A 13358-nucleotide genomic window follows, 5' to 3' on the forward strand; every position below is an offset into this window, starting at 1 on the left:
CGATCAGTCCCCGGGGTTTTGCGGGCTCAGCCAGCCGCGAATCCGGCGGTACAGTTGTTCTTGCCCGGCCTGGCTGTTATCGGGGAAGGCCTTCAACGACACCTGCTTGTAGCTGTCATTCTTCAAACGCTTGCTGGCCTGGGAACGTTCCTGGGCCGCTTTGCGTACCAGGGCGTTGTCCTGGTAGAAAAAGTCTGCCGTGGCCACCTTCAGTTTCGGTGCCAGTTGTTGCAGGTCCGGGGCACGGCCCACCGGGGTTTGTCCGGCCACCATGACAAATTTCTGTACCTGCGCCGGTTGTTTTTCACTCAGGTAGCGTGCGGCCCACCAGGCGCCGGTGCCGTGGCCCAGAAGCACAATGCTGCGGGCATTCTGGGTCTGGGCGAAGGCGAGGGCGGCGTCAATGCGCGCGAAGATTCGCGTGGCATCGGTCTTGTCTTGTTCATCGTTGCCCGGCACCACGGCCGGGTCGGTGCCTTCAGCTTCGGCGCTGGCGGCTTGCTCCACGGGTTTGGCGACGGTGCTCGCGTCTTTGCTGCTGGTGTCCACGGCCGCCTTGGGCGATTCGATGACCCGGGGTGGCAGCGTGTCCAGGGTCAGGTCCGGCAGCGACAAGCTCAGGGTGCCCCAGGCAGCGTCCGGCAATTTCTTGCGCAACGGCCCGATTGCTTGAGGCCAGTCAGCACTTTCGCCATTGCCCGGGACGATAATCACCACGCCTTCAGGCTCGCCGGTGTTGGCCGGCTTCCACAGGGCCAGGAAAGAATCGCTGCCTGCCTGCAACTGTTGCTGTTCCTGCTGCGGGATTTGTCGCTCCAGGGCGTTGGCTTCTTCCTGGCTGCGCTCGGGCAAGGGCTGGCGTACCACCGGTTTTTCCGGGGCGGGAGCGGGAGTGTCAGCAGCCTCGACACAAAAGGCGCTGGTAAACAGCAGCGACAGGCACAATGCTGGCAGTGCCGAACGGTGGGAAAGTGGCATCGTTGATTTCCGGCCAGAAGTGATTCCGGCAGCCTAATGGGTTGGTCAGTATTTGTCAGTGATATGAGACGTGGATCATGGGTTTTCGCTACCTGCTGGTTATCGGCTGTATATGCTTTCCCTTGATCGCGGGCGCCGTGCCTGCGCCTGCCGCTCATCAGGCGCAGCTTGATGCCGGCCAGCGTGAATGGCTCGACCAACATCCGGACCTGCGGGTCGGCCTGGTATTGCAGGCGCCTTATGCCCAATACGATCGGCGCTTGCAGCGGCTGTCCGGAGCCAACGTCGAATTGATGCAGTGGCTGGCCAAGGCGCTGAATATCGAACTGACCTGGCGCAACTTTCCCAATCAGGAGCAACTGGAGGCGGCGGTGCGTGACGGCGAGGTCGACCTCGCCCCCGGCCTGCTGCAAACCCCGGCCGGCCTGCGCCTGTGGTTATTCTCCGATCCGTATATGCGGGTGCCCCAGCACATCGTCGGGGTTCGCGATGGCAGCACCGCTGTCGATCTGGAAAAACTCGACGACCAATCCCGCGTCGCCGTGCGCATGCCCAGCGCCGTGGCGGATTACTTGCGCAGCACCTACCCGAGCCTCAACCTGCAAGGCGTGCCCATGGAGCGCCAGGCCCTGCAATTACTGGTGAGCCAGCAGGCGCGGTATGCGGTGGTGGATGAGGCGCAATTGAGCCGGTTGTCTGGGGAAACCGAGTTCGCCGGCCTCGCCGTGGTGGGCGATATCGGCCTGCCGCAATTACTGCGGGTGGCGACGCGCCGCGACTGGCCAGAGCTGGCCGACATCATGCAAAGCGCCTTGCGTTCGATTCCCGCCCGCGATCTGGACCAGTTGCACACACGCTGGCTGCAGCCCAAATACCCACGGGTGACCGAGTCGCCCGGGTTCTGGCAAAACCTCACCTTGCTTCTCGGCCTTCTCTTGCTCGCCAGCCTGGCCGTGGTGTTCTGGCAGCGCCGCCAGCAACGCGGCCTGGAACACAGCCTGCTGGCCGCCCGTGAAGAAAGCGCCGCCCGGGCCGCCGGTGCCGAAGCCTTGCGCCTGACCCAATTCTCCATCGACCAAAGCACCGTCGGCATCCTTTGGGTCAACTGGGACAGCCATGTGCGCTACGCCAACCAGGCCGCAGAAACCATGCTTGGCTACGTTCCCGGCGCCCTGATCGAGCGACCGCTGATCGAATTCGACCCGACGCTGACCATGGACCGCTGGCTCAACCTGTGGAAGCGCGCCCGGGCCAGCGAAGACGGGCCGCAGAGTTTTGCGACCAATTGCCTGCGCGCCGATGGCAGCGTATTGCCAGCCGATGTGTCCCTGAGTTTCCTGCGCTTTGCCGACGGCGAATACCTGGTGGTCTACCTCAACGACGTCACCGAGCGTCGCCGGGCCCTCGCGGCCTTGCAGGAAAGTGAAGCGCGGCTGCAAGGGATTGCCGCCAATGTGCCGGGGCTGGTGTTTCGCCTGGAACGCTTGCCGCGCAGCGAGGCGATCGAGTTCGCCTACATCAGCCAGGGCAGCGAGGGCCTGGTGGGTTACGCGCCGGAAGTGCTCAGTCACCCGGCCATGGGCATTCGCAGCCTGGTGCATCCCGACGACCGCGCCAGTTATCACCGCACCCAGGACCAGGCCATCGAGACCGAGAGCAACTGGGCCTGGCAGGGCCGCATCCTGACTCGCCTGGGCGAGCAGCGCTGGGCCGATATCAAGGCGGTGACCCGGCGCCTGGAAGACGGCACCGTGGTCTGGGACGGAATTGTCTGGGACATCAGCGAGAGCAAACGCATCGAGCTGGAGCTGGACGCCTCCCGCGCGCAACTGCGGGAATTGTCGGCGCACCTGGAAACCGTGCGCGAGGAAGAGAAGGCCCGCATCGCCCGGGAAGTGCACGATGAGCTTGGGCAGATGCTCACCGTGCTCAAGCTGGAAACCTCGATGTGCGAGCTGACCTACGCGCAACTGGATCCCGGCCTGCACGAGCGGCTGAACAGCATGAAGCGCCTGATCGCCCAACTGTTCCAACTGGTACGCGATGTGGCCACCGCCTTGCGCCCGCCGATTCTCGATGCCGGGATTGCCTCGGCGATCGAATGGCAGGCCCGGCGCTTCGAAGCCCGAACGCAGATTCCGTGCCTGGTGCAGGTGCCGGATAACCTGCCGGTACTGAGCGACGCCAAGGCCATCGGCCTGTTCCGCATCCTGCAGGAGGCACTGACCAATGTGATGCGCCATGCCCAGGCGCATACTGTCGAACTGACGCTGGTGGTGGAGGGCGCGCACTTGCGGCTGACCATCAGCGACGATGGCATTGGTTTCGTCCAGGCTCCCGGTCGACCAGTGTCGTTTGGCCTGGTGGGCATGCGCGAACGGGTGTTGATCATGGGCGGGCAACTGAGCCTGGACAGTGAGTTGGGCGAAGGCACCACCCTGAGCGTGACGGTGCCGCTGGATTGATAACCAAAAGAAGAGGACATCCACAGTGATCCGTGTACTGGTAGCTGAAGACCACACCATCGTTCGCGAAGGCATCAAGCAACTGATCGGCCTGGCCAAGGACCTGCTGGTGGTGGGCGAGGCGAGCAATGGCGAGCAGTTGCTGGAGACCCTGCGCCACGTGCCCTGCGAGGTGGTCTTGCTGGACATCTCGATGCCTGGCGTCAACGGCCTGGAAGCCATTCCGCGGATTCGTGCGCTGAACAATCCCCCGGCGATCCTGGTGCTGTCGATGCACGACGAAGCGCAAATGGCCGCCCGTGCGCTGAAGGTCGGTGCCGCCGGCTACGCCACCAAGGACAGTGACCCGGCGCTGCTGCTGACGGCGATCCGCAAGGTCGCGGCGGGCGGGCGGTATATCGACCCGGACCTGGCTGACCGCATGGTCTTTGAAGTCGGCCTGACCGATTCGCGCCCGTTGCATTCATTGTTGTCGGAGCGCGAATTCTCGGTATTCGAGCGCCTGGCCCAGGGCGCCAACGTCAACGACATCGCCCAGCAGTTGGCGTTGAGCAGCAAGACCATCAGCACCCACAAGGCGCGCTTGATGCAAAAGCTCAACATCACCTCCCTGGCGGAACTGGTGAAGTACGCCATGGAGCATAAGCTTCTATAACCGCATATCTATTTGCGACCACTCTGTGCCGCTAGAAAACCCATTCCTGCCACCTGTAGCTGTCGCACTGTCCTGTGCCCGCCATCCGTGTAGGGCGATCCCTACCCCAAACCTTCCATCCGGCTGATGCCAATCTCTCCGGCCCCCCGATTTCCGCGGGCTTGCGGCTGGACTACGCTTGCTCCATGGCAGTCCAAAACAAAAAGGTGCGGGTATGAGCGAGGTGGATTCAAATGATGTGCTGGTCAGCTTTCGTGGCGTGCAAAAGAGCTACGACGGCGAGAACCTGATCGTCAAAGACCTCAACCTGGAGATTCGCAAGGGCGAGTTCCTGACCCTGCTTGGGCCGTCGGGGTCGGGCAAGACGACCAGCCTGATGATGCTCGCCGGCTTCGAAACCCCTACCGCCGGCGAGATCCAGCTGGCCGGCCGCTCCATCAACAACGTGCCGCCCCACAAGCGTGACATCGGCATGGTGTTCCAGAATTACGCGCTGTTCCCCCACATGACTGTCTCCGAGAACCTGGCGTTTCCGCTCTCTGTGCGCGGCCTGAGCAAGACCGACATCAGCGAGCGGGTCAAGCGTGTGCTGAACATGGTCCAGCTCGATGCCTTCGCCCAGCGCTACCCGGCGCAACTCTCCGGTGGCCAGCAACAGCGGGTGGCCCTGGCCCGGGCGCTGGTGTTCGAGCCGCAGTTGGTGCTGATGGACGAACCCCTTGGCGCCCTCGACAAGCAACTGCGCGAGCACATGCAGATGGAGATCAAGCACCTGCACCAGCGCCTCGGCGTGACCGTGGTGTACGTGACCCACGACCAGGGCGAAGCGCTGACGATGTCCGACCGGGTGGCGGTATTCCACCAGGGCGAGATCCAGCAGATCGCCGCCCCGCGCACCTTGTATGAAGAACCGAAAAACACTTTCGTTGCCAACTTCATCGGCGAGAACAACCGCCTCAATGGCCGCCTCCACAGCCACACCGGCGACCGCTGCGTGGTCGAGCTGGCGCGTGGCGAAAAGGTCGAGGCGCTGGCGGTGAACGTTGGCCAGGTCGGCGGTCCGGTGACCCTGTCGGTACGCCCGGAGCGCGTGAGCCTTAACGGTTCCAGCGAAAGCTGCGTCAACCGTTTCTCCGGGCGCGTGGCGGAATTCATCTACCTGGGCGACCACGTGCGGGTGCGCCTGGAAGTCTGCGGCAAGACTGATTTTTTTGTGAAACAACCGATCGCCGAGCTGGACACAGCCCTGGCGGTCGGCGACGTGGTACCGATTGGCTGGCAAGTCGAGCACGTTCGCGCACTCGACCCACTTCTAGAGGCGAATTGATCGCCCCCTTGCTTCACCAACCTCGCACGTGGAGAGAACAACAATGTTGAGATCCCTGAAATATTCAGCCCTGGCTTTGAGCCTGATGGGCGCGACACAGGCCATGGCGGGCCCTGATTTGACGGTCGTGTCCTTCGGTGGCGCGAACAAGGCGGCACAGGTCAAGGCCTTCTACGCACCGTGGGAAAGCGCGGGCAACGGCAAGATCGTCGCCGGCGAGTACAACGGCGAAATGGCCAAGGTCAAAGCCATGGTCGACACCAAGAGCGTGTCCTGGGACTTGGTGGAAGTAGAGTCGCCGGAACTGTCCCGTGGTTGTGACGAAGACATGTTCGAACCCCTGGACCCGAAGCTGTTCGGCAACCCGGGCGACTACGTGAAGGGCGCGATCCAGCCGTGCGGCGTGGGCTTCTTCGTGTGGTCCACCGTGCTGGCCTACAACGCCGACAAACTCAAAGCTCCACCAGGCGGCTGGGCAGATTTCTGGGACACCAAGAAATTCCCGGGCAAGCGCGGCCTGCGCAAGGGCGCCAAGTACACCCTGGAATTCGCCTTGATGGCTGACGGTGTGGCACCGAAGGATGTGTACAAAGTGCTGGCCGGCAAAGATGGCCAGGACCGTGCCTTCAAGAAACTGGATGAGCTCAAACCGTATATCCAGTGGTGGGAAGCGGGCGCCCAACCGCCGCAGTACCTCGCTTCTGGCGACGTCGTGATGAGTTCTGCCTACAACGGCCGGATCGCCGCCGTGCAGAAAGAAAGCAACCTGAAAGTGGTGTGGAACGGCGGGATCTACGACTTCGACGCCTGGGCCATTCCGAAAGGCCTGGCCAAGGACCGTGCTGAGGCGGCGAAGAAATTCATCGCCTTCTCGGTACAGCCGCAGCAGCAGAAGACCTACTCGGAAAACATCGCCTACGGTCCGGCCAATACGCAAGCCGTACCGTTGCTGGCGAAGGACATCCTGAAGGATATGCCGACTACCCCGGAAAACATCGCCAACCAGGTGCAGATCGACGTGAGCTTCTGGGCGGATAACGGTGAGCAATTGGAGCAGCGCTTCAACTCCTGGGCTGCCAAGTAACCACCGCACCCAGGGTGGATGGGCTTTTTGTGGCGAGGGGGCTTGTCCCCCGTTGGGCTGCGAAGCGGCCCCAAAACCAGCCACCGCGGTCAGTCTAATAAACCACAGTGGCTTTACTGGGGCTGCTGCGCAGCCCAACGGGGGACAAGCCCCCTCGCCACAGGTGTGGGCCTTCACAGGTCTGCATTCTTTTTTACGATCCGGAGTTCGCCATGGCCCTCGCCATTCCCAGCCCCACCCTGAAACAGCGCCTGGCGCGTGCCGAGCGGCTCAACCGCTGGAAGGCCCAGGCCTTGATCGCGCCGCTGGTGGTGTTTCTGCTGCTGGTGTTCCTGGTGCCGATTGTGGCGCTGCTCTACAAAAGCGTCGGCAACCCGGAAGTGGTGGGCGGCCTGCCGCGTACGGTGGTAGCGGTAACCGCTTGGGACGGTCGTGGCCTACCGGGCGAGCCGGTGTACCAGGCCATCAGCGAGGACCTGGGCGAAGCCCGGAAAAACTCGACCCTGGGCGACCTCTCAAAACGCTTGAACATGGAACTGGCGGGCTATCGCAGCCTGCTGACGAAAACCGCGCGGGCGCTGCCGTTCACCGAGGCGCCTGCCTCTTATAAAGAAGCGCTGGAAAACCTCGACGAACGCTGGGGCGACCCGGCGTACTGGCAGGCGATCCGGCGCAACACCAGCAGCCTGACGCCTTACTACCTGCTGGCCGCCGTCGATCATCGCATCGACGACCTCGGCGAAATTGCCCCGGCCACTCCAGACCAGGCGATCTACCTCGATATCTTCGCCCGTACGTTCTGGATGGGTCTGGTCATCACCGTGTGCTGCCTGCTATTGGCCTATCCACTGGCTTACCTGCTGGCCAACCTGCCGGCGCGGCAAAGCAACCTGCTGATGATCCTGGTGCTGTTGCCGTTCTGGACCTCGGTGCTGGTGCGCGTGGCGGCCTGGATCGTGTTGCTGCAGTCCGGCGGCTTGATCAACAGCGCGCTGATGGGCATGGGCCTGATCGATAAACCGGTGGAACTGGTGTTCAACCGGCTCGGCGTCTACATCTCCATGGTGCACATCCTGCTGCCGTTCATGATTCTGCCGATCTACAGCGTGATGAAAGGCATCTCGCCGACTTACATGCGGGCGGCGATTTCCCTGGGTTGCCACCCATTCGCCAGCTTCTGGCGCGTGTACTTCCCGCAGACTTATGCAGGCGTAGGCGCCGGCTGCCTGTTGGTGTTCATTTTGGCGATCGGCTACTACATCACCCCGGCGTTGCTGGGCAGCCCGAACGACCAGATGGTCAGCTACTTCGTGGCCTTCTACACCAACACCAGCATCAACTGGGGAATGGCCACGGCCTTGGGCGGCTTGCTGCTGCTGGCCACCGTGGTGCTGTACCTGATCTACAACTGGCTGGTGGGCGCCAGCCGCCTGCGCCTGAGCTAAGGAGACCGTTGCGATGCTGAGCCCTTATATGTCGCCCGTGGAACGGGTCTGGTTCTATAGCTTGCGGATTCTCTGCGGCCTGATCCTGTTGTTCCTGATCTTGCCGGTGCTGGTGATCATCCCGCTGTCGTTCAACAGCGGAAGTTTCCTGGTCTACCCGCTGCAAGGCTTCTCGCTGCACTGGTACCAGGACTTCTTCGGCTCGGCGGAATGGATGCGCGCCTTGAAGAACAGCATCATCGTCGCCCCGGCGGCCACGGTGCTGGCGATGGTGTTCGGCACCCTGGCGGCGATTGGCCTGACGCGCGGGAATTTCCCGGGCAAGGCGCTGGTAATGGCCCTGGTGATTTCGCCGATGGTGGTGCCGGTGGTGATTATCGGCGTGGCCAGTTACCTGTTCTTCGCACCGCTGGGCCTGGGCAACAGCTTCTTTTCGCTGATCGTGGTGCACGCGGTGCTGGGCGTGCCGTTTGTGATCATCACGGTGTCGGCGACCTTGCAAGGGTTCAACCATAACCTGGTGCGGGCGGCGGCCAGCCTGGGCGCGTCCCCGCTGACGGCGTTTCGCCGGGTGACCTTACCGCTGATTGCGCCGGGGGTGATCTCCGGGGCGCTGTTTGCCTTTGCCACCTCGTTTGATGAAGTGGTGGTGACGCTGTTCCTCGCCGGGCCCGAGCAGGCAACCTTGCCCCGCCAGATGTTCAGCGGCATCCGCGAAAACCTCAGCCCTACCATTGCCGCAGCGGCGACCTTGTTGATTGCGTTCTCGGTGGTGCTGTTGCTGACCCTGGAATGGCTGCGCGGGCGCAGTGAAAAGCTGCGCACCGCCCAAGTCTAAAGCCAAACAGAGATCAACATGTGGGAGCGGGCTTGCTCGCGAAGGCGGTGGATCAGTTGATGTATTGGGTGACTGACACACCGCCTTCGCGAGCAAGCCCGCTCCCACATCGGTTCTGTGTCTATTCAGTCGCTGAATGCAAGACAACCAGCCTAAGTCAGCTACTCTTGTGCCAGCCCATAACTGATAAGAGGCCGCGCACATGAGTACTTCCTCATTCAAGATCGCCCACAAACTGCTCACCGGCCCGGGTGCCATCGAGCAACTGGCCGCCGAGCTGACGCGGCTGGATATCGATAACCCGCTGATTGTCACCGATGCGGCACTGGTCAAGTCCGGCACCGTGGCGCTGGCGCTGGCGCACCTGGGCGAACGGACCTATGAAATTTTCGACCGGGTGCTGCCCGACCCGGAAATCGCCATCGTCGAGGACTGCATGCGTGTCTACCGCGAAGGCGGGCATGACGGCCTGATCGGCGTCGGTGGCGGCAGTGCCATCGACATCGCCAAGAGCGTGGCGGCCTACGCCGGTTATCACGGCGCCCTGGCCGACCTGTTCGGCGTCGACCAGGTGCCGCGCAAAGGCCCGCCGCTGATCGCGATTCCCACCACCGCCGGCACCGGTTCTGAAGTGACCAACGTGGCGATTCTGTCGGACAAGGTCGCGCAACTGAAAAAAGGTATCGTCAGCGATTTCCTGCTGCCGGACGTAGCTCTGATCAGCCCGCAAATGACCCTCACCTGCCCCCGCAGCGTGACTGCCGCCAGTGGCGTGGATGCGTTGGTGCATGCCATCGAGTCCTACTTGTCGCTGAATGCCTCGCCGATCACTGATGCGCTGGCCATCGGTGCGATCAAGCTGATCGCCAAGGCGTTGCCCAAGGCCTACGCCAATCCGCTCAACCTGCAAGCCCGTGACGACATGGCCACCGCCAGCCTGATGGCCGGGATGGCGTTCGGGAATGCCGGCGTGGGCGCGGTGCATGCGTTGGCCTATCCACTGGGCGGGCGCTTCAACATCGCCCACGGCGTGAGCAATGCCTTGCTGCTGCCCTACGTGATGCACTGGAACAAGCTGGCGTGTGTGGAGCGCATGCAGGAGATTGCCGAGGCCATGGGCGTGAATGTCACGGGGCTGAGCGCCGTGGATGCGGCGGACCAGGCCGTCGAGGCGATGACGCGACTGTGTGCCGCAGTCGAGATCCCGTCCGGCCTGCGCAGCTTCGGTGTGCCCGAAGACGCGATCCCGGCCATGGCCATAGAGGCCGCGGGAATCGAACGCCTGATGCGCAACAATCCGCGCAAGCTCAGCGCCGCTGATATCGAGAAAATCTACCGGGCAGCTTATTAACCATTGAGCGAGGTCACGGTGCGCGCGGCAAAGCATGAGGTATACAATGCGCGCCATCGTGATTTAGCTCAAAAAGGTGCGTCATGCAGCCCTTCGTCATTGCTCCATCGATTCTCTCCGCCGACTTCGCCCGCCTGGGTGAGGAAGTGGACAACGTGTTGGCCGCCGGTGCCGACTTCGTTCACTTCGATGTCATGGACAACCACTATGTGCCGAACCTGACCATTGGTCCGATGGTCTGCGCCGCCCTGCGTAAATACGGCGTGACCGCGCCCATCGACGCGCACTTGATGGTCAGCCCGGTGGACCGCATCGTCGGCGACTTCATCGAAGCCGGTGCGACCTACATCACCTTCCACCCGGAAGCCACGCTGCACGTGGACCGCACCCTGCAACTGATCCGCGAGGGCGGTTGCAAGGCGGGCCTGGTGTTCAACCCGGCCACTCCGCTGAGCGTGCTTGAGTACGTGATGGACAAGGTCGACATGGTCCTGTTGATGAGCGTCAACCCGGGCTTCGGCGGGCAGAAATTCATCCCCGGCACCCTCAACAAGCTGCGTGAAGCGCGGGCGCTGATCGATGCCTCGGGCCGTGATATCCGCCTGGAGATCGACGGTGGCGTCAACGTCAACAACATCCGCGAAATCGCCGCAGCGGGTGCCGACACCTTTGTGGCCGGCTCGGCGATCTTCAATGCCCCGGACTATCAGGAAGTGATCGCCAAGATGCGTGCAGAACTGGCGCTGGCGCGTCCATGAGCGGCTTTGAGCAGCTGTTCCCCGGCAAACTGCCACGGCTGGTGATGTTCGATCTGGACGGTACGTTGATCGATTCGGTGCCGGACCTGGCGGCCGCGGTGGACGACATGCTGCTCAAGCTCGGTCGCAAGCCGGCGGGCATCGAGTCGGTGCGCGAGTGGGTTGGCAACGGCGTGCAGATGCTGGTGCGCCGGGCTCTGGCCAACAACATCGAGGCCGAGGGGGTCGATGAGGTGGAAGCCGAGCATGCGCTTGAGTTGTTCAACGTGGCCTATGAAAACGGCCACGAATTGACCGTGGTTTATCCCGGCGTGCGCGACACCCTGAAATGGCTGCACAAGCAGGGCGTGGAAATGGCCCTGATCACCAACAAGCCGGAGCGCTTCGTCGCGCCGCTGTTGGACCAGATGAAGATCGGTCGGTATTTCCGCTGGATCATCGGTGGCGATACCTTGCCGCAGAAGAAACCCGACCCGGCGGCACTGTTTTTCGTGATGAAAATGGCCAATATCCCGGCCTCCCAATCGCTGTTTGTCGGCGATTCGCGCAGTGATGTGCTGGCGGCGAAAGCGGCGGGTGTCAAGTGCGTGGCCTTGAGTTACGGCTATAACCATGGCCGGCCGATTGCCGAAGAATCCCCGGCGCTGGTGATTGATGACCTGCGCCTGTTAATCCCCGGTTGCTTGGGAACGGGCGCTGAGATAACGTTGCCCGACGCTGTTCCATCCCCTTCTGGAAATCCCATCGTGGTGGTCACTCGCAAACTCTGGATGAAAGTCATCAAGGCCCTGGCCCGCTGGCGTTGGCGCGCCTGACTGATCCTGGCCGCGCTGCGGCACGTTTGCACACCTGACCGTTAGACCCTCAAGCCACGAGGCACCTCATGATCCGCGAAGAATTCCTGCGTTTGGCCGCTGCCGGCTACAACCTTATCCCCATGGCCTGCGAAACCCTGGCCGACTTCGACACGCCATTGTCGATCTACCTGAAACTGGCCGACGAGCCCAACTCCTATCTGCTGGAGTCGGTGCAGGGTGGCGAAAAATGGGGCCGTTATTCGATCATCGGCCTGCCGTGCCGTACGGTGCTGCGTGTCCATGATCACCATGTGAGCATCACCCTGGACGGCGTCGAGATTGAAAGCCACGACGTGGAAGATCCGCTGGCCTTCGTCGAGGCGTTCAAGGCGCGCTACAACGTGCCGACCATCGCCGGCCTGCCGCGCTTCAACGGCGGCCTGGTGGGTTACTTCGGCTACGATTGCGTGCGCTACGTGGAAAAACGCCTGGGCAAATCCCCGAACCCCGATCCGTTGGGCGTGCCGGACATTCTGCTGATGGTTTCCGACGCGGTGGTGGTGTTCGATAACCTCGCGGGCAAGATGCACGCGATTGTGTTGGCCGACCCTTCCCAGGCCGACGCGTTCGAGCAAGGCCAGGCCAGCCTCGAAGCGCTGCTGGAAAAGCTGCGTCAGCCGATCACTCCGCGCCGTGGCCTGGACCTTAGCCGTCCACCGGCGGCCGACCCGGTGTTCCGCTCCAGCTTTACCCAGGCTGACTACGAGCGTGCCGTCGATACCATCAAGGAATACATCCTTGCCGGAGACTGCATGCAGGTGGTGCCGTCGCAACGCATGTCCATCGACTTCAAGGCCGCGCCCATCGATTTGTACCGGGCGCTGCGCTGCTTCAACCCGACGCCCTACATGTACTTCTTCAACTTTGGCGACTTCCATGTGGTGGGCAGTTCGCCGGAAGTGCTGGTGCGTGTGGAAGACAACCTGATCACCGTGCGCCCGATTGCCGGCACGCGTCCTCGCGGCGCGACCGAGGAGGCGGACCTGGCGCTGGAGCAGGACCTGCTGAGCGACGACAAGGAAATCGCCGAGCACTTGATGCTGATCGACCTGGGCCGCAACGACACCGGGCGTGTTTCGGAAATCGGTTCGGTGAAGCTCACCGAGAAGATGGTGATCGAGCGTTATTCCAACGTAATGCACATCGTGTCCAACGTCACCGGCGAGCTGAAGGCCGGATTGACCGCGATGGATGCACTGCGGGCGATCCTGCCGGCGGGCACCTTGTCGGGTGCGCCGAAGATTCGTGCGATGGAAATCATCGACGAGCTGGAGCCGGTCAAACGTGGTGTGTATGGCGGCGCGGTGGGGTATTTCGCCTGGAACGGCAATATGGACACTGCGATCGCGATCCGTACGGCGGTGATCAAGGACGGCGAACTGCACGTGCAGGCAGGCGGCGGGATCGTGGCCGACTCGGTGCCGGCGCTGGAGTGGGAAGAGACGCTGAACAAGCGCCGGGCGATGTTCCGTGCGGTGGCGTTGGCTGAGCAGACCCCGCAGGACTGAAGTCAGACGTAGATCAAAAATGTGGGAGCGGGCTTGCTCGCGAAGGCGGTGTGACAGTCACCTGATGTATTGACTGACCCACTGCAATTCGC

General features: G+C 62.5%; 11 protein-coding genes. 10 read left to right on the forward strand and 1 reads right to left on the reverse strand.

What is annotated here, in order from left to right; translation table 11 throughout:
* Positions 1 to 3: 3 nt before the first annotated feature.
* Entirely contained in the window at positions 4 to 978 is a 975-nt protein-coding gene (locus ACUN0G_RS16135; RefSeq protein WP_076017902.1) for an alpha/beta hydrolase family protein, read from the reverse strand.
* Between the two features lie 77 nt (positions 979 to 1055).
* On the opposite strand from ACUN0G_RS16135, the gene ACUN0G_RS16140 reads away from it, so the two are divergent.
* The 10 genes from ACUN0G_RS16140 to trpE all read left to right on the forward strand — a co-directional run bounded on the left by ACUN0G_RS16140 (position 1056) and on the right by trpE (position 13266).
* Complete coding sequence (locus ACUN0G_RS16140; protein WP_445573823.1) at positions 1056 to 3443, forward strand: PAS domain-containing sensor histidine kinase; 2388 nt, start codon at positions 1056 to 1058, stop codon at positions 3441 to 3443.
* A 25-nt stretch (positions 3444 to 3468) separates the two neighbouring features.
* A complete protein-coding gene (locus tag ACUN0G_RS16145) occupies positions 3469 to 4098 on the forward strand; it encodes a response regulator (protein ID WP_003210977.1) in 630 nt (209 codons plus the stop codon).
* A 214-nt stretch (positions 4099 to 4312) separates the two neighbouring features.
* Positions 4313 to 5425: an ABC transporter ATP-binding protein gene (locus ACUN0G_RS16150; RefSeq protein WP_445573824.1), complete on the forward strand. Its 1113-nt coding sequence runs from the start codon at positions 4313 to 4315 to the stop codon at positions 5423 to 5425.
* 43 nt (positions 5426 to 5468) lie between these two features.
* Entirely contained in the window at positions 5469 to 6509 is a 1041-nt protein-coding gene (locus ACUN0G_RS16155; protein WP_258342451.1) for an ABC transporter substrate-binding protein, read from the forward strand.
* Positions 6510 to 6721: 212 nt separating this feature from the next.
* Positions 6722 to 7954 (forward strand): ABC transporter permease, encoded by a 1233-nt coding sequence (locus ACUN0G_RS16160; RefSeq protein ID WP_003210972.1) that lies wholly within the window; start codon positions 6722 to 6724, stop codon positions 7952 to 7954.
* Between the two features lie 13 nt (positions 7955 to 7967).
* Positions 7968 to 8792: an ABC transporter permease gene (locus tag ACUN0G_RS16165; RefSeq protein WP_010167249.1), complete on the forward strand. Its 825-nt coding sequence runs from the start codon at positions 7968 to 7970 to the stop codon at positions 8790 to 8792.
* A gap of 202 nt (positions 8793 to 8994) precedes the next feature.
* A complete protein-coding gene (locus ACUN0G_RS16170) occupies positions 8995 to 10143 on the forward strand; it encodes an iron-containing alcohol dehydrogenase (protein WP_421525979.1) in 1149 nt (382 codons plus the stop codon).
* An 83-nt stretch (positions 10144 to 10226) separates the two neighbouring features.
* On the forward strand, positions 10227 to 10901 hold the full coding sequence (gene rpe, locus ACUN0G_RS16175) for a ribulose-phosphate 3-epimerase (RefSeq protein WP_008434441.1): 675 nt from the start codon (positions 10227 to 10229) through the stop codon (positions 10899 to 10901).
* Positions 10898 to 11716 (forward strand): phosphoglycolate phosphatase, encoded by an 819-nt coding sequence (locus tag ACUN0G_RS16180; protein WP_421525978.1) that lies wholly within the window; start codon positions 10898 to 10900, stop codon positions 11714 to 11716. Before rpe ends, ACUN0G_RS16180 begins: the two co-directional genes overlap by 4 nt.
* 68 nt (positions 11717 to 11784) lie before the next feature.
* On the forward strand, positions 11785 to 13266 hold the full coding sequence (gene trpE / locus ACUN0G_RS16185; RefSeq protein ID WP_445573825.1) for an anthranilate synthase component I: 1482 nt from the start codon (positions 11785 to 11787) through the stop codon (positions 13264 to 13266).
* Positions 13267 to 13358 lie beyond the last annotated feature (92 nt).

Source organism: Pseudomonas sp. 32A, assembly GCF_052682255.1.

Coding starts and splice junctions, on each gene's coding strand:
- ACUN0G_RS16135 (WP_076017902.1), bottom strand. CDS start 978: ATGCCACTTTCCCACCGTTCGGCACTGCCAGCATTGTGCCTGTCGCTG.
- ACUN0G_RS16140 (WP_445573823.1), top strand. CDS start 1,056: ATGGGTTTTCGCTACCTGCTGGTTATCGGCTGTATATGCTTTCCCTTG.
- ACUN0G_RS16150 (WP_445573824.1), top strand. CDS start 4,313: ATGAGCGAGGTGGATTCAAATGATGTGCTGGTCAGCTTTCGTGGCGTG.
- ACUN0G_RS16155 (WP_258342451.1), top strand. CDS start 5,469: ATGTTGAGATCCCTGAAATATTCAGCCCTGGCTTTGAGCCTGATGGGC.
- ACUN0G_RS16160 (WP_003210972.1), top strand. CDS start 6,722: ATGGCCCTCGCCATTCCCAGCCCCACCCTGAAACAGCGCCTGGCGCGT.
- ACUN0G_RS16165 (WP_010167249.1), top strand. CDS start 7,968: ATGCTGAGCCCTTATATGTCGCCCGTGGAACGGGTCTGGTTCTATAGC.
- ACUN0G_RS16170 (WP_421525979.1), top strand. CDS start 8,995: ATGAGTACTTCCTCATTCAAGATCGCCCACAAACTGCTCACCGGCCCG.
- rpe (WP_008434441.1), top strand. CDS start 10,227: ATGCAGCCCTTCGTCATTGCTCCATCGATTCTCTCCGCCGACTTCGCC.
- ACUN0G_RS16180 (WP_421525978.1), top strand. CDS start 10,898: ATGAGCGGCTTTGAGCAGCTGTTCCCCGGCAAACTGCCACGGCTGGTG.
- trpE (WP_445573825.1), top strand. CDS start 11,785: ATGATCCGCGAAGAATTCCTGCGTTTGGCCGCTGCCGGCTACAACCTT.